Origin of the sequence: uncultured Methylovirgula sp., assembly GCF_947646745.1 — a bacterium.
Lineage (GTDB): Bacteria > Pseudomonadota > Alphaproteobacteria > Rhizobiales > Beijerinckiaceae > Methylovirgula.
The window spans coordinates 23,135-43,653 of the sequence record NZ_CANSHK010000029.1 but is presented as its reverse complement, the minus strand read 5'-3'; the positions used below and the strand labels follow the sequence as shown (position 1 = coordinate 43,653).

The window sequence follows — 20,519 nt, the reverse complement described above, 5'->3', positions numbered from 1 at the left end:
ATCGCCATTGGGCCGCGTCCGATGCAAACGATTTCGAAGCTGAGCACCAGATCTACCGCGACGACGCCGTGCTCGAATATCCGCAATCGGGCGAGCGCATCCGCGGGCGCTGGAAGATTCAAGCGTCCCGCACTGCGCAACCTAATCGAAAGCGCTTCACCGTTCAGCGGATCGTCGGCTCGGGCAATCTCTGGGTCAGCGAGTTCGTCCTGACCTATGACGGGCTTCCCTCTTACACCGTGAGCATCATGGAGTTCGTCGAGGCCAAGGTCGCCCGCGAGACACAATATTTCGCCGATCCGTTCGAACCGGGACCGTCGCGCGCGCAATGGGTCGAGAGGATCTCCTGAAACCCGAACGCCGCAAGAGTTTCCACGTGCCGCTCTCTCGCCGGGCGCTGCCGCTCGATACCGCGTCGCTCGCACACTATCTCATTGGCACGATATTGGTGCGGGAACTGCCCGAAGGCATCGTCAGCGGCACCATTGTTGAAACCGAGGCCTATATCATCGGCGATGCCGCCGGGCATGCGTTCCGCGGGATGACGAAGCGCAATCGATCGCTCTTTCTCAAGCGCGGCCACGCCTATGTCTATCTCGCCTACGGAACCTCCTTTATGCTCAATGTCTCAAGCGAGGTGCCGGGGGTCGGCGCGGGCGTCTTGATCAGGGCGCTCGAGCCGCGCGAAGGCATCCCTATCATGCGTATCAATCGCGGTATCGAGCGCTTGCGCGATTTGGCGCGCGGACCGGGAAGGCTCGCCGCAGCGCTGCGGATTGATGCAGAGCTCGACGGGTGTGATCTTTGCCGCAGAGGGCCGTTATGGCTCGCACGTGGCGACCGAAAAGTCGGCGAAATCGGACAGAGCATGAGGATCGGCATTTCACGCGATGCGGATCGCCTGCTGCGATTTTATCTTCGCGGCAGTCCGTACGTCAGCGGTCTGAGGTCGCTCAATCAATAAACAATCGCGGCACAGCTCGCCCGGCTGACGCCCGATGATCATGCTGTACGCGCCCGCGAAGCGGCGCTCACGTGCGACGCGGGCTCTTGATCGCCTGTTCCGATTCGATCGATGAGCGTCGGCGACGACACCTCGATGAAATAGCCGCCCTTCGCCTTGAAGTAAAAGGTCCAGGCGCCATGGTAATTGCGCGGCGCCGGCGCGCCCCAGCCGTCAGCAGCAAGGCGAGCATGAATCGCATCGACGGCTTCGCGTGTCTCCTGAATGAAACCGATATGCATCACATCGGAATCCACGGGATAGGCGAAGTCGCCGCGCTTGCGTGGAAAGTTGTTGAGGACGAGGACCATGCCGTGTTCGTCTTCCATCACAGCCAGCCCCCTGCCGCGGACAGCAAGGCAGCGCAAACCGAAATAGCGCTCGAACATCGCCTGGTCGGCTGCAATGTCGAAACTGGTGAGATTGACGTGATTGAGCTTCATTGGACGCACCTTTCCTGTTGGCGGAAAGGACGCGCTGGAGGCCGGGTCACCCAATCTGCCGGGCGGTGGGCCTGAACGAGCGTATAGGCCGCCCGGACTACCAACCGGGCCGTGGATTTTGCACGTCCAGCGCGAATATCGAGAAATCGGACGCGAATGTCAACCGTACCGCGCAGTCTCGTTAAATCGTGACCTCGCGTTCTGCCGGCGTCTCAGGCTTCGATGGTTTCGAATGGGCGCCATTTCATGGCGATTGAGCGGCCTCTGCCGCGCCCGGCCGAATTTCGAGCGCTTTCGCACGCCCATACCATTTTTGCGCGAGAGCTGCGTCCGGCGTCATGCCGTGCACGCCGAGCTTGGCGAATTCCGCAGGATCATACGTTTCCGCCATCGCGCGGGCGCCCTCCGCTACGCCCGCTTCGGCGACGCGCCGGAAGAAGAGCCGGGCGCCGGCGAGATAGCCGACCCGCTCCAGCGTGCGGCCATGGCTCATCCAGGCCTGAATATCTTGCGCACTCGCGGCCGGGCGCGGCGGCGTGGCCTGGTTGTCCGCCGCCTCGGATGGAGCCGTTATCTCCAAAACAGTGTGGACGCTGTTCGCGACGCGCCCGTCGGATCCTCTGAGTTCGATCGTCAGTTCATGGCGCACACCCGCCGCACCGTTCGGCGTAATCGTCAGGCCGCCGAGATCGGTGGGCGCCAGGCGCCAATCGCCGGCTTGATCGGCCTGCCCGGCGGATAAGCGCGTCGACGCGGGAAGGCCGCGAATAACGATCTGGCAATGATCCGGAAGCGTCCCGTCGGCATTGACCGCAAGCGATAACGGCGTCGAATGATCCGCTTTTGCGTCGACGACCGGAGCAATGGAGAGCGTCGGCAGGCGATCCGCCACCCGGTCTTTCTCCGGCGTCGGCTCCAGATCCACATCCGCCTTGTCGACGAGGGTTGCTGCCTGGACGAGCGAGATCGGCGGTGCGGCCGGAAGAGCCGATGGTTCGATCTTGGCCGGTATGACGCCGTTGGCTTGGGCGGCGGCGGTCCTGCCCGGACTGCTCGCTTTCACTTGGCCGCTGTTGCCAAGCGAGACGATGACCCCCCATGCCGGAAGTTGCGCCTTCGTCGTCACGCCGGCTTGCGAGAAATACAGTGCCGTGCTTGCTAGGCTGGCCAAGGCGACGGTTCCGATGCAAATCCAGAGCGCGCGGCGCACCAAATGCTGATTCCGAGGGCGTACGTCCGCGGCGCCCAATTTCGGAACTGACTCGTATCGGTTCATGAACGCCTCCGGCCGACGCCCCCGAGCTTAGCTATTGGGCGTGTGCATCCTTCCATTTGAGAAATTCGCGAAACAGCGCCTCGCGCTCGGCGTTCGTCTTTACGCCGGCGGCGTCGCCGCGGCTTTCAACGAAATGGTCGAAGTCCTGCTGCATTGCCTCTTGTCGATGCGCGGCCTGTTGAGCGTTTGCCGCATCGATCCATTCCTGCGCGGCCGGGAAGCGATGCCAACCTTCCAAGGTGGCAGCGAAATTGACGTCCATCCATTTTGGCTTTCGCGGCGGCCTTCGAAACTCATCGAAATGATTGAAGAAAGCATCAACGAATTTCGCGACCTTCAAATAACGGCTTGATCCCCTCGCCCAATTGAAGGCGATGAGAACGGCGCAATTCGCGACCGTATCGACATGCTCATTGTCGCCGATCAGGTTGGGATAGTCGGCGTGCGAGAGAGTCGCCGGATAATAATCGTTGACGAGCGGCGCGCTGAACGGGATCGGGATCAGCTTCAGACCGTCGTTGCGGCTCAAAGTTCTGACGAAATCCGATGGCCTCCCGGTGATTAATATCGTGGCGGCGATGCGCCCGTCCGCAATCGCCCTTATCGCGTCCGCCTGGCCCATATTGACTTCTTTGACTTTGATTCCGAGCGCCTGAAAGACGAGCTCGGAGGTGAGCTGCGTGCCGCTTCCGGTCTCGCCGAAATTGACCGATTGGCCGTTAAGGTCGTTGAGCGAATTGACAGTCTTGCCGGCGATGACATGCATCTCTTCGTTGAAGAGCTTAGCAATATAAGTGATGCGATTCTTGATATCGCCAAGCTCGCCAGTCTTGGCGAAATGATTGAGAAGATTCGAATGGGTAATGCCCATGTCTATGCCGGAAAGCACCAGCACGTCTTTGACGTTTTGCGCGCTGCCTCTGCCGACGACGGGGAGCACACGCAGATTGTCGCCGTCGTCGAGAACTTCTGACAAATCATAAACGATGCCGAGCGAATCGCCGTCGCGATTGCCTGAAAGGACGGTAACGACTCCATCGTTGATGCGGTCGTGAATAGAGGGACCGTGATCACGCCATCCGGCATAGCTTGCGGCACTGATCATGAGGGTGCAGGCGAGAGTGAATAGCAGAAACGTTATTTTCGCTAAAACACGCACAACACCCGCTCCCTCTTTATAAAGAGTCAAACAATGCGCCCTGTTCAACAAGGTCGCGCTCTTTTTAGTGTGCCAACATTGGGGCAAGGATTTATGGCGAATTGGGGACTCGGCCGCCAAGACTTTGCGACTTCTTGTAATGCTTAACTGGAGCTTGTCGTTTGATCGCTGATACAACGCGAGCAGACTGTGCTGTGCCTATGCAATCACCACGCGCGAACGGCGTGCTCGTCGAGGATGTTCACGCTCTGATGGTTCTATCGAAAGAAAACGCGTCGCATATGACGCAAGCTCGGCAATGTTCGCCGGCGTTGCTTCGACAACCGTCAGCGCAGCGGTGATACAGGACTTTTGACGCATTCAGATCGAGCGTGCGCGCGGGCCTATCCAAGCAGTGGCGGTGCCGTGAGGCTCTCCCACTTCCATGGCAGGCGCTTGAGAAGTGATCATCATACAATCTCGACTGTAAGCACCGGGCGCTCAGCGCGGTCGCATCATTTTGACCCGCGTCGCCCATTCAAGCGCGACATCGTAAATAGGCGGCTCGAAATTGGACAACAGCGTGTAGCGCGCTTCAACGCTTCCGCGCTTTAGCTTCTTGATCAGGGTGCGACCGTCGGCGAGCCCACAGACACAAAGCTGATCAAGCAGATCGGGCGTCGGCGGCAGTTTGGTCTGTTCATAATAGATCAGCCAACGATCAAAGACGTCGCCAAGCGATTTGCTCCTGACCTCCACTGCCACGGTATTTTCGGTTTGACCGTCCGTCATTTGGACGCGCTCCAGATCGTCGCGCGCCGCGGCGAACAATGTCATTTCGGCGCCGGATCCGACGTAACCGACAAGGATCGCCATGGGAGACGTCTCGGGGCGCGCATTAGGCAAGGGAAAATCCGTGATCTTGCCGATCGCGATCATTTCGTCGGCGGCGAGATGGCGGCCGCCGGGGATCGTCATTTTATTGACCGCCGCACGATCGATCGACCGGCCGAGCAAATCAGTCATGCGCCGGGCGAGCTCAGCCTGCTTCATGCCGGAATGTTGTAGAGCCTTGCGCACCCATTGATCCATGGGCGAACCATACCGTGCGCTTTTCGCTACGTATGTGGCTAAAATCACAACGCGCTTGACTTATGTAGCTATTATAGCTACACAAATAAGAATGGAACCAGCAAAGTCAGTCATTTCTGCTCTCGGCGGCCCGACGGCGGTGGCAAGGATTTGCGGGTGTCACAGGACGCGCGTTTCGAATTGGGCGCGTCCGAAGGAGAAGGGCGGGACCGGTGGTCGCATCCCGCAAAACCATCTTCGTCCAGTTCTCGATGCGCTTCGCGCCCAAGGAATCGAGTGCTCCGCTGAGACGTTGCTGTTTCCGTGAATGCGGCTCGCCAGACGGCGCCGCCGCCTGCACGACGAATAGGAATTCCTCATGGATTTCGTCGCACGCAAGGAGCGCAAATTCGACGACCTCGACAAAATCGAGGACTACCTCCTTGCAAAATGCGACAATGGCGACCCCGGCGAGATTACTTATGCCCTGCGGATCATGGCGCGGGGCGCTGGCATTGACAGCCTATCGCGCCGGATCGGACTCCCGCGACAGGTCCTCCTCTCAGCCTTGAGCGACATCAATCCGGTGGGCCTGATGACGGCCTCGAAAGTCGCAGACATGCTCGGCTTTCGTCTTAATCTCGTGCGCAAGCGCCCGCGGACTTAAGAGCCAAAGCGCGTTGGCGCAGGCCGACGGCGCGAACTGGCGTGAGGCGCGGCATAAGCCGCATCATTGCATCTTCATGCCGTTCATATTGTTCGGATCCATGCCGCTCGGCGCCATGGCGCCGAAGCTGTCGGCCGCGGGGAAAGTAACGGCTATTCTGCCGGCCTTGGCAAAGGCGAGCGTTGCATGGATCGCGGCGCCGGGTTTCACCGCCTGTTTCAAGCCAACGAACATCAGATGATAGCTGCCGGGCTTGAAGGCAACCGTACCCCCGGCCGGGATCGCGAGCCCTTTCGGCAGTTCATCCATCTCCATCACGCCACCCACCATCTTCGATTCATGGATTTCAGTGGTCGCCGAAACGTCCGAGGTGACCGACAGAAGCGTGTCCGCGACCGTGCCCGTGTTGACGATCGTCATATAGCCGACCGCCACCGTCGCGCCGCCGAGCGTAGGCCGGGTGAAGGCGTTTTCAATCTTCAGCGTACCGGCGACCACAGGCATCTGCGGGTCAGCGGCAAGCGGCGCGGTGGCGCCGATCAAAACCGAAGCGCAGAAAAGGAGACGATATTTCATGACGAATTTCCTCTGAGACTGGCTGAGCAGACTGACGACTGACGCGGTCGCAGAAACCGGCGCTCCCCTTTGTACGCGCGACCTTGGTCGGTCAAGCGGCCAGGTGGATTCGAGACGGCCTCATTCCGCGGCCTCGCGCAGCCTTGATCGGACCGCCCTATATCTCCTGTGCGCCGTTGCAAAAACAGAACAATCACATGCATTTGAAAAATAAGCGGAATTCGTCTGCTAGTTTGGCCGCGGCGGTTCTGACCGCCGTGCCAATCTGGAACCCGTCTTGTCAGTCTGTCGCGATGAATGCGAAGGAGGAAGGCTGCCGCGGGCCTGGGCGGAACAGCGCTTTCGTCGTCCTCGTCGCGTCAATGAGTTTCAACCTTTGGACTGGCTCTCGCCCTATCGCTTGCCTTGCATCGGCTTGGCCATCGCCTGCCTCGCTGCGGCGGCCCTCGGCGGCTGCACTATGGGCCCCGACTACGTGCGGCCGGCCGCGCCGATCTCGCCGCATTTCAAGGAGGCCAAAGGCTGGAAGATCGTCGATCCGAGCGATGCACTTGATCGCGGCGAATGGTGGGCGGTCTATCACGACGCCAAGCTCGCGTCGCTTCTGAGCCAGGTCGAGATTTCCAACCAAAGCGTCAAACAGGCGCTCGAGGCCTATCACACGGCCGTCGCGGTCATCCGTCAGGCACAGGCCAATTATTTTCCGACCGTCTCCACGAGCTATACGGCAACCGACCAGCACCAAGGCGTGGCCACCTTCTCGAGCGGCTCCGTCGTTGGCCGCACAACGACGCTCGCGACGTACAATCCCGTCGCCAACGCAACCTGGGACCTCGATGTTTGGGGCCGCATCCGCCGCCAGGTCGAGAGCCAAGCGGCCGCGGCGCAGGTCAGCGCCGCCGATCTGCAGAATGCGAAATTGTCCGAGCAGGCCGCGCTCGCCACGGCTTATTTCGATCTACGTGCGGAGGATTCGCTCAAAGCGCTGCTCGATCGCACGGTCGTCGCGTTCAAGAAGACGCTGCAGATCACCGAGAATCAATATAAGGCCGGCACTGTTTCGAAGGCCGATGTCATCACGGCGCAGACGCAGCTCCTGCAGACCGAGGCTCAAGCGATCGATGTCGGCGTCGCGCGAGCTCAGTTCGAGCATTCAATCGCCATTTTGATCGGCCGGCCTCCGGCGGATCTTTCGCTTTCCCCGGTCGAGCTTGCGCCCTATCCGCCGCATATCCCTTCGACCGTACCATCGCTGCTCTTGGAGCGACGCCCAGACATTGCGGCGGCGGAGCGGCAATTGCAGCAGGAAAATGCGCTGATCGGCGTCGCCGTCGCCAATTTCTATCCCACCATCAACCTCACCGGTTCTTTCGGCTACCTCGGCCTCACGCCCTTGCCGATCACGGCCGCGGCAGAAGCCTGGTCGGTCGCCGGCTCTGCGACGCAAACGATCTTCGACGGCGGCCTCCTCGCCGCAAATCTCGCCGCGGCACGGGCGACCTATGCGCAAAATGTCGCGAGCTACCGGCAGACGGTTCTGACCGCTTTCGAGCAGGTCGAAAACGAGCTTGCGGCCTTGCGGATTTGGACCCGGGAAGCGGCCAAACAGGTCGAAACGGTGAAGGCGGCGCGGGAGGCCGTACAGATCGATCTGAACCAGTACCAGGCCGGCACTGTTCCTTTCACCACGGTCGTCACGGGCGAGGCGACGCAGCTCCAGGCCGAGGAGAACTTGCTGACGACCCGGCAGAACCTGTTCATCGCCAGCGTCGCCTTGATTGAGGCCTTAGGCGGTGGCTGGGATGCGTCGCAATTGCCGAGCCTTTCGGGCCTCTCGAAAGTGCCGACGTTCACGCCGCCACTCTAGAAAAACGAGCGGACAAGCCGAAAATCTCACCAAGAAGTAATTTGCCTTTTTCGGCGGCGGCGCGGATTTGGATATATAAGAAGAGTTTATTGTGCGCCTGCGAACATGCCGGCGGGAGGGCGACATCCCCTCCGCGAAACGCCGCTCCGGCAAGACTTGGGCGGCCCCGTTTTGCGAGCTCATGGATAGTGGTTAAGGCGTTTTCAAGCTGATTTTCCAGTGGCGGTCTGCGCCGGGGCGGGGTGCCGATCGCTTGGACAAACGGAATGGACGAAAAGCATATGGACGAAAAGGTCGACGAGCGTCGACGCCGTTCCGGCGACGCCTTTCCACCCGAGCCGGCTCCCAGGCCGGCGGCAAAGCCCGGCGAACCCGAGCCCTCGGCGCGAAAAAATGAGCTTCCGCCGATCGAGCCTGCCGTGGCGCCGGCGCCGCCTGGTCAAACCGAGCCAGCACAAAAAGCCAAGCGCCGCCGCGGCTCGGTTCTCGGTTTCCTGATCGGCCTCATCGTCATCGGCGGCGTCGGCTATTACACCTACCGCGTCTTCGCGCCGGCCCCGACGCAGCATGCAGGGCGTGGCCATTTGGGCGGGCCGCCGCAATCGGTCGGCGAGGCGACCGTCGGCACCGGCAATATCAAAATCATTTACGCCGGCCTCGGCACGGTGACGCCGCTCGCAACGATTACGGTGCGCACGCAGATCAACGGCCAGCTCATGGAAGTCGCCTTCAAGGAGGGCCAGCACGTCAAAAAGGGCGATCTGCTCGCCCAGATCGACGACCGGCCGTATCAATTGCTGGCCCAGCAATACGAAGGCCAATTGGCACATGATCAGGGTCTGCTCGAACAGGCGCAGACCGATCTTGTGCGCTACCAGACCCTCGTCGCGCAGAATTCGATCGCCCGCCAGCAGGCCGAGGACCAAGCCTATATCGTCAAGCAGAATCAGGGATCCGTATTGACGGATCAGTCCCTAATCGCGCAGCAAAAACTCAATATCGCTTATTGCCATATCGTCTCGCCGGTGACGGGGCGTGTCGGCCTCCGCCTCGTCGATCCGGGCAATTACGTTCAAACCTCGGACACCAACGGCCTCGCCGTCGTGACGCAATTGCAGCCGATCTCGGTGATCTTCTCGCTGCCGGAGGACCAGATCCCCGACGTCATGGCGCAGATGAAGATCGGGCCGCTGAGCGCCACCGTCTATGATCGCGCCAACGTGCATCAATTGGGTACCGGAACCGTGACGGTGCTCGACAATCAGATCGACACGACCACGGGCATGGTGAAGTTCCGCGCCGAGTTTCCGAACGCCGACGAGTCGCTCTTCCCCAACCAATTCGTCAACGTGCAGGTGCTCGTACGCACGCTGCAGAATGTCGTCACCGCGCCGGTGCCGGCGATCCAGCGCGGTGCCCCCGGCACTTATGTCTATCTCATCAATCCTAACAATACGGTTTCCGTGCATAAGGTGACGCTTGGCCCCAGCGAAAGCGGCATGGTGCAGATCGTCTCTGGCCTCAAGCCGGGCGATCGCGTCGTGACCGACGGCACCGACCGGCTGAGCGATGGCGCCCGTATCGTCATTCCCGGCACGGCGCCGGCCCAACAAGGCGCGGCGGCGGGACCGAGCGACATGGCGCCGCCAGGTCAGGCAGGCACGCCGCCGGCGGGTGCGGCCGGCCATCACCATCGCAATCACCAGCAACAGAATCCCCAGTGATCTCTGATCGCAAAGCGGAGCGGGCATGAATCCGTCGCAGACATTCATTCTGCGGCCGGTTGCCACATCCTTGCTGATGCTGGCGATCCTGCTCGCCGGCGCTTTCGCCTATCACTTCCTGCCTTTGTCGGCGTTGCCCGAAGTCGATTATCCGACGATCCAGGTGCAAACCTTCTACCCCGGGGCAAGCCCGGAAGTGATGACCTCCTCGGTCACCGCACCGCTCGAACGCCAGCTCGGCGAAATGCCCGGCCTCAATCAGATGACTTCGGCGAGTTCGGCCGGCGCCTCGATCATCACCTTGCAATTCGACCTCGATCTCAGCCTCGATGTCGCCGAGCAGGAAGTCCAGGCTGCAATCAATGCCGGCTCTAATCTTTTGCCGAGCGACCTGCCGACGCCGCCGGTCTACGCGAAAGTGAACCCCGCCGATGCGCCGATCCTCACCATCGCCATCACGTCACAAACGCTACCCCTCACATCGGTCGAGGACATCGTCGAGACCCGGCTTGCCCAGAAGATTTCGCAGGAGCCAGGCGTCGGCCTTGTCAGTATCAGCGGCGGCAACCGGCCGGCGATCCGCGTGCAATTCAATCCGCGCGCGCTCGCCGCTTACGGTCTGAACATCGACGACATACGCACGACGATCGGCAACATGAACGTCAACGCGCCGAAGGGCAGTTTTGACGGCGCCGCGCAATCCTCGACGATCGACGCCAACGATCAGATCACCGACACGCATCAGTTCGATAATGTCGTCGTCGCCTATCGCAACGGCAATCCAGTCCGCATGTCGGATATCGCAACGACAATCCGCGGCCCGGAAAACACCAAGATCGCCGCCTGGGCGAACAAGACGCCGGCGATCCTGCTCAACATTCAGCGCCAGCCTGGCGCGAACGTCATTCAGGTGGTGGACGGGATCAAGAAGCTTCTGCCGCAGGTGGAGGCAAGCCTGCCTTCGGCGCTGAACATCTCGATCCTCAGCGATCGGACGAATACGATCCGCGCCTCGGTCGCCGATGTCGAATTTGAGCTCGGGCTCGCGATCGTGCTGGTCGTTCTCGTCATCTTCGTTTTCCTGCGCAACCTGCCGGCGACGATCATTCCGAGCCTGTCCGTTCCGCTGTCGCTCGTCGGCACGCTGGTCGTGATGTATCTTCTCGGCTTCAGTCTCGATAACCTGTCGCTGATGGCGCTGACGATCTCGACCGGCTTTGTCGTCGACGACGCGATCGTGATGATCGAGAACATCGCCCGCTATGTCGAAGGCGGCGAGGCGCCGCTGCAAGCCGCGCTCGAAGGTTCGGCGCAGATCGGCTTCACCATCATTTCGTTGACCGTCTCGCTGATCGCGGTGCTCATCCCGCTGCTCTTCATGGGCGAGGTCGTCGGCCGCCTGTTCCACGAGTTTGCGATCACGCTTACCGCGACGATCATCATCTCCGCCTTTGTGTCGCTGACGTTGGTGCCGATGCTCTGCGCCAAGCTTCTAAAGCATCAGCCTGAAGCGGAGCGCAGCCGTTGGGCGGTCGCGGCGGACCACGGCTTCCAGTGGATCATCAATCAATATGGGCGGGCGCTGCGCGTCGTCCTGGATCACCAGCCGCTGACGCTGCTGATCGCCATCGCCACGCTGGTCGTGACCGTCCTTCTCTACATCACGATCCCGAAAGGCTTCTTCCCGGTGCAGGACACCGGCATGATCCAGGCGATCACCGAGGCGAACCAGACGATTTCCTTTGCGGCCATGGCGGAAAGGCAGCAGGCGCTCGCCGACGTGTTGCTGAAGGACCAAGATGTGGTCAGCCTCAGCTCGTTCATCGGTGTCGACGGCACGAATATGACGCTGAACAGCGGCCGCTATCTCATCAACCTGAAGCCGCGGGACGAGCGCTCCGCAACGGTCAGCGACATCATCCGGCGGCTGCGCCACGAGGCCCGGGCCGTCTCCGGCATTCAGATTTACATGCAACCCGTGCAAGATCTGACGATCGATTCCACCGTTAGCCGCGCGCAATATCATTTCCTTGTCGAAAATGCCGACGGCAGCCAGCTCCAGACATGGATCCCGCGCCTCGTCGCCAAGCTGTCGACCCTGCCGCAGATCACGAATGTAGCGAGCGACATGGCCCAGCAGGGCCGCGCGCTCGACATTACCATCGATCGGCAGACCGCCAGCCGCTTCGGCATCACGCCGGCAACCGTTGACAATATCCTCTACGACGCTTTCGGCCAGCGCATCGTCTCGACGATCTATACGCAGTCGAACCAATACCGCGTCATCATGGAGACGTCGCCCGACCTGCAGCACGCGCTGAGCGCGCTCAATTCCTTCTATCTGCCGTCCTCGACCTCCTCGACAAACGGACAGGTGCCGCTTTCCGCCATTGTCCATGTCAGCGAGCGGCCAGGGCCGCTGCAAATCACCCATTTCGGCCAATTTCCGGCGACAGATATTTCCTACGACGTGGCGCCGGGCGCCTCGCTCGGCGCGGCGGTCGAAGCCATCGAGCAGGCGAAAAAGGATATCGGCCTGCCACCGAGTTTCGTCACCGTCATGCAGGGCAGCGCGGCAGCCTTCGGCGCTTCGCTCGGCAATGAAGTCATGCTCATCGTCGCCGCCATCGTGACGATGTATATCGTCCTTGGCGTCCTCTACGAGAGCTTCATCCATCCGATCACGATCCTCTCCACCCTGCCCTCGGCCGGTGTCGGCGCACTGCTGTCGCTGATCATCGCTGGTGACGATCTCGACGTGATCGCGATCATCGGCATCATTCTGCTAATCGGCATCGTCAAGAAGAATGCAATCATGATGGTCGATTTCGCCCTCGACGCGGAGCGTGATCAAGGCCTGCCGCCGCAAGAGGCGATCTACCAGGCTTGCCTTCTGCGTTTCCGGCCAATCTTGATGACGACCATGGCCGCCATTCTGGGCGCTCTGCCGCTGATGCTCGGAACCGGTACCGGCTCCGAATTACGCCGGCCGCTCGGCGTCGCCATCGTCGGCGGTCTCATCTTCAGCCAGGTGCTGACGCTCTTTTCGACGCCGGTGATCTATCTTTATTTCGATCGTTTGGCGCGCCGCTTTTCACCCGCCGCTGGCGGCGCCAGGCTGACGCCGCGCGAGGCCGGTGAATGAGCCTCTCGTCGCCCTTCATCCGGCGGCCGGTGGCCACGACACTGCTTACCGCCGGCATTTTCATCGCCGGCGCCTTGGGCTTTACGAAATTACCGGTCTCGCCGCTGCCGCAGGTCGATTTTCCGACGATCGCCGTGCAAGCACAGCTCCCCGGCGCAAGCCCCAACACGGTTGCAACGAGCGTCGCCGAGCCGCTGGAACGCCACCTCGGCCAAATCGCCGACGTGACTGAAATGTCTTCGGCAAGCGGTCTCGGCCAGACGCGGATCACCCTGCAATTCAACCTGAACCGGGACATCGACGGCGCCGCCCGCGACGTACAGGCGGCGATCAACGCCGCGCGTGCCGATCTGCCGGCGGCGCTGCGTACCAATCCGATCTACCGCAAGATCAACCCGGCCGACGCGCCGATCCTGATCCTCGCGCTGACCTCGAACACGCTTTCACGCGGCCAGCTTTATGACGCTGCCAGCAACGTCCTGCAGCAGAGGCTTTCTCAGCTCAAGGGCATCGGCCAGGTGATGATCGGCGGTGCCGCCCTGCCCGCGGTGCGCGTCGAACTCAACCCGACCGCTTTGTTCAACTATGGCGTTGGGCTCGAGGACATCCGCGCCGCGCTGGCCTCTGCCAATGCCAACAGCCCAAAGGGCGCAATTGAGGACAACGGCGTCCATTATCAGATCTACACCAACGATCAGGCGACAAAAGCCGCGGATTACCAGCCACTGATCGTCGGATATCGCAACGGCAATGCCATCCACCTCTCCGACCTCGGCGAGGTCGTCGATTCGGTCGAAGACCTGCGCAACGAAGGCCTCGCCAACGGCCAGCCGTCCGTACTCGTGATCCTCTTCCGCCAGCCGGGCGCGAACATCATCAATACGGTCGATCGGGTGAAGGCGGAGCTGCCGGCACTCGAAGCGGCGATGCCGCACGACATCAAGCTCATCTTCGCGTCCGACCGCAGCCTGACCATCCGCGCCTCGTTGCACGACACCGAGCGCACGCTCGTCATCGCGGTCGCTCTCGTCACCCTCATCGTTTTCATCTTCCTTGGCAATCCCCGCGCGGCGGTGATTCCGGCGGTGGCCGTCCCGGTCTCGATCATCGGTACATTCGGCGCCATGTATCTGATGGGGTTCAGCCTCGACAATCTGTCGCTGATGGCGTTGACAATCGCGACGGGCTTTGTCGTCGACGACGCGATCGTCGTGCTGGAGAATATCACCCGCTATGTCGAGGCGGGCGTGCCGCGGTTCCAGGCGGCATTGCGCGGCGCCAGCGAAGTCGGCTTCACGGTCCTTTCGATCAGCATTTCGCTTATCGCCGTCTTCACCCCGATTCTGCTGATGGGCGGCCTGCTTGGCCGGTTGTTCCGCGAATTTGCACTGACCCTGTCGATGGCCATTCTGGTATCGCTCGTCATCTCACTCACGACGACGCCAATGCTCTGTTCGCTGATTCTGAAAGCGCCGGCTGCACGGCAGGAATCGCGCCGGCGCTGGCATCCGTTCACTTTGTTTCTCGGATTTTATGAGCGCACGCTCGGCTGGGCCCTGCGCAATACCGCAACCGTCATGCTCGCGCTGATCGCGGCGATTGCGCTGACGGTCTTTCTTTTCGGCGTGATTCCGAAAGGCTTTTTCCCCGAGCAGGACACGGGGCGCCTGATCGGCGCGATCCAGGCCGATCAAAGCATCTCGTTCCAGGCCATGCAAAAAAAGATGGCGCAATTAATGGCTATCGTTCAGGCCGACCCCGCCGTCCAAAGCGTGGTCGGCTTCACCGGCGGCGGCAGCGGTGGCGGCCGATCGGGTACGAATACGGGGTCCGTCTTTGTCGCTTTAAAGCCGCTGTCGCAACGCACGGTCTCGGCCGATCAAGTGATCGGACGGCTGCGCCGCAAGCTCGCGGCGATCCCCGGGGCGCAGCTCTTTCTCCAATCCATTCAGGATATTCATGTCGGCGGCCGGCAGAGCAATGCGGAGTATCAATATACGTTGCAAGGCGACACCCCGGAGGAACTGAACGAATGGACGCCGAAGCTCGTCGCCGCTCTGCAAAAAAGCCATGTGCTGACCGACGTGAACTCGGACCTGCAACAGGCCGGGCTCGAAACCGTCGTTCAAATCGATCGCGACACCGCCTCGCGCTTGGGCATCACGCCCTTCCAGATCGACAATACGCTTTATGATGCGTTCGGCCAGCGGCAGGTTTCGACGATCTATAGCGCGGTCAACCAATATCATGTCGTGATGGAAGTCGCGCCGCGCTATTGGCAGGATCCGGAATCGCTCAAGGGCATCTACGTCAGCACATCCGGCGGCAACCCGAGCGGCACGCAGACGAGCAACCTCCCGGCCGGCACCGCGGCGGCGAACGTGCCGCCCGTCGGTTCCGCTTCGACGGCAGCCACGAGCGCCGCAGCGACGACCATCAACACCGCCCGCAACGCTTCCATTAACGCCATCGCGGCAACGGGGAAAGGCGGCACCTCCGCCGGGGCGCCAGTTGCCACGAGTGTCGAGACCATGGTGCCGCTCGCCGCTTTCGCGCATTTCGCGCATGGACACACGCCGCTCGCGGTCAATCATTCTGGACTTTTTGTCGCTTCGACGATCTCGTTCAATATTGCGCCCGGCCGATCGCTTGGCGATGCGACCGCGGAGATCGAAAATGCCGTACGCGAAATCGGCCTGCCTTCCGATATTCACGGCAGCGCGCAGGGCACGGCAGCGGTGTTTCAATCCTCGCTCTCCAACGAACCGCTTTTAATCGCGGCGGCGCTCGCTGCCGTCTATATCGTGCTGGGGATTCTCTACGAGAGCTACATTCACCCGATCACGATTCTCTCGACTCTGCCATCGGCCGGCGTCGGCGCGCTGCTCGCGCTGCTTTTGTGCAAGACGGATTTCAGCATTATCGCCCTGATCGGGGTGATCCTGCTCATCGGCATTGTCAAGAAGAACGCGATCATGATGGTCGATTTCGCCATCGTCGCGCGACGCGAGGAAGGCATGAGCGCGCGCGACGCGATCTTCCAGGCCTGCGTCTTGCGCTTCCGGCCGATTATGATGACGACGGCCGCGGCGATCCTCGGCGCCGTGCCTTTGGCGTTGAGCTTTGGCGAAGGCGGCGAAATCCGCCGGCCGCTCGGCATTTCGATCGTCGGCGGCTTGATCGTCAGCCAGGTGCTGACGCTCTATACGACGCCGGTGCTCTATCTGCTGCTCGACAAAGTCCAGGAATTTTTCATGGGGCCGGCGCAACGTCCGCTGCCGCCGCAAGCCGCGCCAAGTCCAGCGGAATAAGCCCGGCGGAATGACCGTTCAGTTCGGAGCGAGCTGCAAGGCCTGCGTCTCCAGAAACCATTTGTAGGTCTCGGCGATGCCTTGATCGAGGCCGATACGCGGCGTCCAGCCGAGCGCGGCCATGCGGCTCGAATCGATGAGCTTGCGCGGAGTCCCGTCCGGCTTCGACGTATCGAAGACGAGCCGGCCTTCGAAGCCGACGATGCCGCTGATTTTTTCGGCGAGGTCGCGGATCGAGAGATCGCTCCCCGCGCCGCAATTGATGGGCTCCGCGCCATCATAATTGTTGAGCAGAAAGACCGTGCCGTCGGCGAGGTCGTCGACATGCAGGAATTCCCGCAGCGGCGTGCCGGTGCCCCAGACGACAACCTCACTCCGGCCCGCAATCTTGGCTTCATGAAATTTGCGGATCAGCGCCGGCAGCACGTGGCTGCTGGCAAGATCGAAATTGTCGTTCGGTCCGTAAAGATTACACGGCATGACGGAGATATAATGGCGGCCATATTGCCGCCGATAGGCTTGGCAGAGTTTGATGCCGGCGATCTTGGCGATCGCATACCATTCGTTCGTCGGCTCGAGCGGCCCGGTGAGCAGCGCGTCCTCGCGGATCGGCTGCGGCGCGAATTTCGGATAGATGCAGGACGATCCGAGGAAGACAAGCCGGTCGACGCCGGCGCTGTGCGCCTCATGGATGACATTGGCTTCGATGACGAGATTGTCGCGCAGGAACTCGGCCGGATAGGTGTCGTTCGCCAATATGCCGCCGACTTTGGCCGCGGCAAGGATGATCGCATCGGGCTTCTGCTTTTCCAGAAAAGCGCGAACGGCGCCCGCCTCGCGCAGATCGACCTGCGCACGCGAGGCGGTCAGAATATCGACGTTCTCGGATCCGAGCCGCCGCACCAGGGCGGAGCCGACCATGCCGCGATGGCCCGCAACGAAGATGCGTAATGGCTGCATGCGTGAACCCGCTCCCCGTGGACTGTTAGGCCTTATATATGGCCGCGCTTCTTCATTTGAACGCGGTCGCTCGCGACCATTTCCTTGACCAGCTCAGGAAAGGTCGTCTTGTGGACCCAGCCGAGTTTGGCCCGCGCCTTGGAGGAATCCCCAAGCAGAAAATCGACCTCCGTCGGGCGGAAATATTCCGGGTCGATCTCGACCAAGACTCTGCCCGTCTTGCGGTCGAACCCCTGCTCCTCGACGCCGCTGCCGCGCCAGGCGATCTCGATGCCGACCTCTCCGAAAGCGCACTCGACGAATTCGCGCACCGAATGCGCCTCGCCCGTCGAGAGCACATAATCGTCCGGCTGCGTTTGCTGCAGGATCCGCCACATGCCCTCGACATAATCGCGCGCATGGCCCCAGTCGCGTTTGGCGTCGAGATTGCCGAGGTAGAGCTTGTCCTGGAGGCCGAGCTCAATTGCCGCCACGGCGCGGGTGATCTTGCGGGTGACGAAGGTCTCGGCCCGGGTCGGCCCTTCGTGGTTGAAGAGAATACCGTTCGAGGCGTGCATGCCGTAGGCCTCGCGGTAATTGATCGTGATCCAATAGCCATAGAGCTTGGCAGCGCCATAGGGCGAGCGCGGATAGAACGGCGTCTGCTCGTTCTGCGGCACGGCCTGCACTTTGCCGTAAAGCTCCGATGTCGAGGCCTGATAGAAGCGCGTCTTGCCGGTCAGCTTGAGGATGCGGATCGCTTCCAGCAGGCGCAGCGTGCCGAGCGCGTCGGAATTGGCGGTATATTCCGGCGTCTCAAAGCTTACCTGCACGTGGCTCTGGGCGGCGAGATTATAAATTTCGTCCGGCTGGACCTCCTGGACGATGCGGATCAGATTGGTGGCATCGGTCATGTCGCCATACGACATGAAGAAACGAACACCCGGCTCGTGCGGATCGCGATAGAGATGATCGACACGTTCGGTATTGATCAGCGACGCGCGGCGCTTGATGCCATGGACGATATAGCCTTTGTTGAGCAGGAGTTCGGCGAGGAGTGCGCCGTCCTGCCCGGTCACGCCGGTGATGAGAGCAACTTTGGGATCTGACATGAGGCTTCCGCGAAAATCCGAGTGAGCGACCGGCATGAATCATGCGGCCGGCTGCTCTAGCGCGAAATGTCCGCTCTGGCCATGGGCGCGCCGGCCGGCATCCCACCGGCGCAGATAAACCGTTGAAATGGGCTAACTTATGGCTTCAGATAATCGTGGAGGACGCGGCCGTAGGGCAGGCTCAGATCGGCGATGAAGTGATGCGCGCCGACAATGTGGCGCACCGGGAAATCGCCAACCGGCGCATTGACGTGCGACACGAGATGCAGCCGCGCCGGGCCGAGCCATGAGCCTTTCACCGTAATATCGCTGAGATTATAGGCGACGAGCTGGCAGATGCCGTGTCCGCCGTCGACGCCGGGAATGATCTTCAGATTGACCTGCGTCTTGGTGAGGATCGCCGTCGTGCGCTCACCGTTGCCGGCCATCGACTCGTGCTTATAGCCCATTGTGCCGAGGGCCACGAGCTGTTCGCCGTAATGCAGCGTGCCGGTCAGCGTGTCCTTGATGATCTTGAGCTTGGGATGCGCGTATTTCTTTGGAAAGCCCCAGATTTCGCGGCCGCCGGCGATCGGCGGATCATCATCGAGATACATCTGGCTGACGAAATTCACCTCCTCGCCCTGAAATTTGCAGGGGATCACGAGGCCGCTTTCGGTGTAGCTGCCGAAGCCGGAGGAATCCGGCATGTTGATCCACTCATAGCTGACGAGCGGCTTGTCGAGCGGCTCGAGCGGTTCGGGCAATTGGTGGCGGATGACGTCCGGATCGGTCTCGTAAGTGATGACCATATATTCACGATTGATGAAGCGGTACGGCCCCTTCGGATAGCTCGGCCCGGCGAGCGGCATGGACGGCAATTGCAGGATGTCTTCGGCGCGCATAGTCAAATCCTCATGCTTCGAAAGGGACGACAAAGCTGATGCCGCAGCGTAGGGCACTGCGCCGCTTCTGGCGATTGACCTTGAAAATGGTGTGACGCGGCCGCGTCACATTCCTGCAATCCCGCCTGCCTAGCCTCCCAAACAGGGAGGCGGACCGTGGACGCAAAGACCCCTTTCCATACACCGAAACCTGAAAAATTCGCCCCCGCGCCGGCCAAGGCCGGCGGCTGGCGTCCCGATCGTTGCGACCAGATCGCTCTGATCTTTCAAGGCGGCGGCGCGCTTGGCGCCTATCAGGCCGGGGTCTACGAGGCGTTGCATGAGGCCAATATCGAGCCGGATTGGGTGACGGGCGTCTCGATCGGCGCCATCAATGCCGCGATCATCGCCGGCAACCCGCGCGAAGAGCGGCTCGATAAGCTGCGCGCCTTCTGGCACAAGATCACCGACCGGCACGTCTGGGCCTATACGCCGGACGGCGACATCTACCGCCGCGCCCGCAATGCGACGAGCGCGATGCTGACCATGACGCTCGGCCAGCCGGGATTCTTCAAGCCGCACGAGATCAATCCCTGGCTCAATGCCGCCGGTGCGAAAGCCGCGACGAGCTTTTATGATTCCGCGCCGCTTGCGGACACTTTGCGGGACTATGTCGACTTTTCGCTGATCAACGACGGCAACACGCGCTTCGCTGTCGGCGCCGTGAACGTCCAGTCCGGTAATTTCATCTATTTCGACAATCGCAACGAAATCATTGGACCCGAGCACATTATGGCGTCGGGTGCGCTGCCGCCGGCGCTGCCGATGGTCAAGATCGGCACTGATTATTATTGGGACGGCGGCATCGTCTCAAATACGCCGCTGCAGCATTTGCTCGATCAGGACGATCTCCGCAACACGCTGGTGTTCCAGGTCGATCTCTTCTCGGCGCAAGGCCTATTGCCGCGCGACATGGCCGACGTCCTCGGCCGCCACAAGGACATCATGTATTCCTCGCGCACCCGCTATAATACGGACATGTATCAGCGTCTGCGCATGTGGAAGAACCATACCTATGAAGCATTGGCCAAAATGCCGGATCATCTGCTGAATGACGACGACCGGCGCCTGCGCGACGAGCTCGCCGACATGCCGGATATCACGATCCTGCATTTGATTTATCAACAGAAAGCCTATGAGGGCCATGCCAAGGATTACGACTTCTCCGGCACGTCGATGCGTGAGCATTGGCAGAGCGGCTACGAAGATACCAAACGCACCCTGATGCATCACGCCTGGCTGCAGATGCCCGAGAACGGCGTCGTCGTCCATGACGTGCATCGGCTGCGCGACTCCGAGCAGCGCTAGGGAGATCGGCAGACCC

The 20,519-nt window shown here is 61.2% G+C and carries 16 protein-coding genes; 8 read left to right on the top strand and 8 right to left on the bottom strand.

All coding sequences use genetic code 11. The annotated features are described in order from the left end of the window. Both Q0025_RS10015 and Q0025_RS10010 read left to right on the top strand, forming a co-directional pair. The coding region (locus Q0025_RS10015; protein ID WP_297298557.1) for a nuclear transport factor 2 family protein at nucleotides 1-350 on the top strand (350 nt) is incomplete at its 5' end. Further along, the gene (locus tag Q0025_RS10010; protein ID WP_297298556.1) at nucleotides 329-964 is read left to right on the top strand and encodes a DNA-3-methyladenine glycosylase; all 636 of its coding nucleotides are present in this window, start codon (nucleotides 329-331) and stop codon (nucleotides 962-964) included. The genes Q0025_RS10015 and Q0025_RS10010, both read left to right, overlap by 22 nt. A 38-nt stretch (nucleotides 965-1,002) precedes the next feature. On the opposite strand, the gene Q0025_RS10005 is transcribed toward Q0025_RS10010, so the two are convergent. The 4 genes from Q0025_RS10005 to Q0025_RS09990 form a co-directional block, all read right to left on the bottom strand. Beyond that, nucleotides 1,003-1,446: a VOC family protein gene (locus Q0025_RS10005; protein ID WP_297298553.1), complete on the bottom strand. Its 444-nt coding sequence runs from the start codon at nucleotides 1,444-1,446 to the stop codon at nucleotides 1,003-1,005. A 244-nt stretch (nucleotides 1,447-1,690) separates the two neighbouring features. Continuing rightward, nucleotides 1,691-2,722, bottom strand: a complete 1,032-nt coding sequence (locus tag Q0025_RS10000) for a hypothetical protein (protein WP_297298551.1) — start codon at nucleotides 2,720-2,722, stop codon at nucleotides 1,691-1,693. Between the two features lie 31 nt (nucleotides 2,723-2,753). Beyond that, nucleotides 2,754-3,827 carry a TAXI family TRAP transporter solute-binding subunit gene (locus tag Q0025_RS09995; RefSeq protein WP_297298548.1) on the bottom strand — a complete coding sequence of 358 codons (1,074 nt, stop codon included), beginning with the start codon at nucleotides 3,825-3,827 and terminating at the stop codon, nucleotides 2,754-2,756. 534 nt (nucleotides 3,828-4,361) lie between these two features. Next, nucleotides 4,362-4,799, bottom strand: coding sequence for a hypothetical protein (locus tag Q0025_RS09990; protein WP_297298546.1), 438 nt, complete (start codon nucleotides 4,797-4,799; stop codon nucleotides 4,362-4,364). Nucleotides 4,800-5,310: 511 nt separating this feature from the next. On the opposite strand from Q0025_RS09990, the gene Q0025_RS09985 reads away from it, so the two are divergent. Then, the gene (locus Q0025_RS09985) at nucleotides 5,311-5,598 is read left to right on the top strand and encodes a transcriptional regulator (protein WP_297298544.1); all 288 of its coding nucleotides are present in this window, start codon (nucleotides 5,311-5,313) and stop codon (nucleotides 5,596-5,598) included. A gap of 63 nt (nucleotides 5,599-5,661) precedes the next feature. Here the strand turns inward: Q0025_RS09985 and Q0025_RS09980 are convergent, their stop codons facing one another. Next, the gene (locus Q0025_RS09980) at nucleotides 5,662-6,174 is read right to left on the bottom strand and encodes a copper chaperone PCu(A)C (RefSeq protein WP_297298542.1); all 513 of its coding nucleotides are present in this window, start codon (nucleotides 6,172-6,174) and stop codon (nucleotides 5,662-5,664) included. Between the two features lie 376 nt (nucleotides 6,175-6,550). Between Q0025_RS09980 and Q0025_RS09975 the strand changes: the two genes are divergently transcribed. From Q0025_RS09975 to Q0025_RS09960, 4 genes are all read left to right on the top strand, one after another. Then, on the top strand, nucleotides 6,551-8,041 hold the full coding sequence (locus Q0025_RS09975; protein WP_297298540.1) for an efflux transporter outer membrane subunit: 1,491 nt from the start codon (nucleotides 6,551-6,553) through the stop codon (nucleotides 8,039-8,041). Between the two features lie 266 nt (nucleotides 8,042-8,307). Beyond that, nucleotides 8,308-9,765, top strand: coding sequence for an efflux RND transporter periplasmic adaptor subunit (locus Q0025_RS09970; protein WP_297298538.1), 1,458 nt, complete (start codon nucleotides 8,308-8,310; stop codon nucleotides 9,763-9,765). Between the two features lie 25 nt (nucleotides 9,766-9,790). Then, nucleotides 9,791-12,910, top strand: coding sequence for a multidrug efflux RND transporter permease subunit (locus Q0025_RS09965; RefSeq protein ID WP_297298536.1), 3,120 nt, complete (start codon nucleotides 9,791-9,793; stop codon nucleotides 12,908-12,910). Beyond that, the gene (locus Q0025_RS09960) at nucleotides 12,907-16,221 is read left to right on the top strand and encodes an efflux RND transporter permease subunit (RefSeq protein WP_297298534.1); all 3,315 of its coding nucleotides are present in this window, start codon (nucleotides 12,907-12,909) and stop codon (nucleotides 16,219-16,221) included. Before Q0025_RS09965 ends, Q0025_RS09960 begins: the two co-directional genes overlap by 4 nt. Nucleotides 16,222-16,239: 18 nt before the next feature. On the opposite strand, the gene Q0025_RS09955 is transcribed toward Q0025_RS09960, so the two are convergent. From Q0025_RS09955 to Q0025_RS09945, 3 genes are all read right to left on the bottom strand, one after another. Then, complete coding sequence (locus tag Q0025_RS09955; RefSeq protein ID WP_297298531.1) at nucleotides 16,240-17,181, bottom strand: GDP-L-fucose synthase; 942 nt, start codon at nucleotides 17,179-17,181, stop codon at nucleotides 16,240-16,242. A 32-nt stretch (nucleotides 17,182-17,213) separates the two neighbouring features. After that, nucleotides 17,214-18,272, bottom strand: a complete 1,059-nt coding sequence (gmd, locus tag Q0025_RS09950) for a GDP-mannose 4,6-dehydratase (RefSeq protein WP_297298529.1) — start codon at nucleotides 18,270-18,272, stop codon at nucleotides 17,214-17,216. A 137-nt stretch (nucleotides 18,273-18,409) separates the two neighbouring features. Beyond that, the gene (locus Q0025_RS09945) at nucleotides 18,410-19,156 is read right to left on the bottom strand and encodes an acetoacetate decarboxylase (protein ID WP_297298527.1); all 747 of its coding nucleotides are present in this window, start codon (nucleotides 19,154-19,156) and stop codon (nucleotides 18,410-18,412) included. 156 nt (nucleotides 19,157-19,312) lie between these two features. On the opposite strand from Q0025_RS09945, the gene Q0025_RS09940 reads away from it, so the two are divergent. Next, nucleotides 19,313-20,503, top strand: coding sequence for a patatin-like phospholipase family protein (locus Q0025_RS09940; protein ID WP_297298522.1), 1,191 nt, complete (start codon nucleotides 19,313-19,315; stop codon nucleotides 20,501-20,503). The last annotated feature ends 16 nt before the right edge of the window (nucleotides 20,504-20,519 follow it).

Coding starts and splice junctions, on each gene's coding strand:
- Q0025_RS09965 (WP_297298536.1), top strand. CDS start 9,791: ATGAATCCGTCGCAGACATTCATTCTGCGGCCGGTTGCCACATCCTTG.
- Q0025_RS09990 (WP_297298546.1), bottom strand. CDS start 4,799: ATGATCGCGATCGGCAAGATCACGGATTTTCCCTTGCCTAATGCGCGC.
- Q0025_RS10005 (WP_297298553.1), bottom strand. CDS start 1,446: ATGAAGCTCAATCACGTCAATCTCACCAGTTTCGACATTGCAGCCGAC.
- Q0025_RS09945 (WP_297298527.1), bottom strand. CDS start 19,156: ATGCGCGCCGAAGACATCCTGCAATTGCCGTCCATGCCGCTCGCCGGG.
- Q0025_RS09980 (WP_297298542.1), bottom strand. CDS start 6,174: ATGAAATATCGTCTCCTTTTCTGCGCTTCGGTTTTGATCGGCGCCACC.
- Q0025_RS10010 (WP_297298556.1), top strand. CDS start 329: ATGGGTCGAGAGGATCTCCTGAAACCCGAACGCCGCAAGAGTTTCCAC.
- Q0025_RS09970 (WP_297298538.1), top strand. CDS start 8,308: ATGGACGAAAAGCATATGGACGAAAAGGTCGACGAGCGTCGACGCCGT.
- Q0025_RS09955 (WP_297298531.1), bottom strand. CDS start 17,181: ATGCAGCCATTACGCATCTTCGTTGCGGGCCATCGCGGCATGGTCGGC.
- Q0025_RS09995 (WP_297298548.1), bottom strand. CDS start 3,827: ATGATCAGTGCCGCAAGCTATGCCGGATGGCGTGATCACGGTCCCTCT.
- Q0025_RS10000 (WP_297298551.1), bottom strand. CDS start 2,722: ATGAACCGATACGAGTCAGTTCCGAAATTGGGCGCCGCGGACGTACGC.
- Q0025_RS09985 (WP_297298544.1), top strand. CDS start 5,311: ATGGATTTCGTCGCACGCAAGGAGCGCAAATTCGACGACCTCGACAAA.
- gmd (WP_297298529.1), bottom strand. CDS start 18,272: ATGTCAGATCCCAAAGTTGCTCTCATCACCGGCGTGACCGGGCAGGAC.
- Q0025_RS09960 (WP_297298534.1), top strand. CDS start 12,907: ATGAGCCTCTCGTCGCCCTTCATCCGGCGGCCGGTGGCCACGACACTG.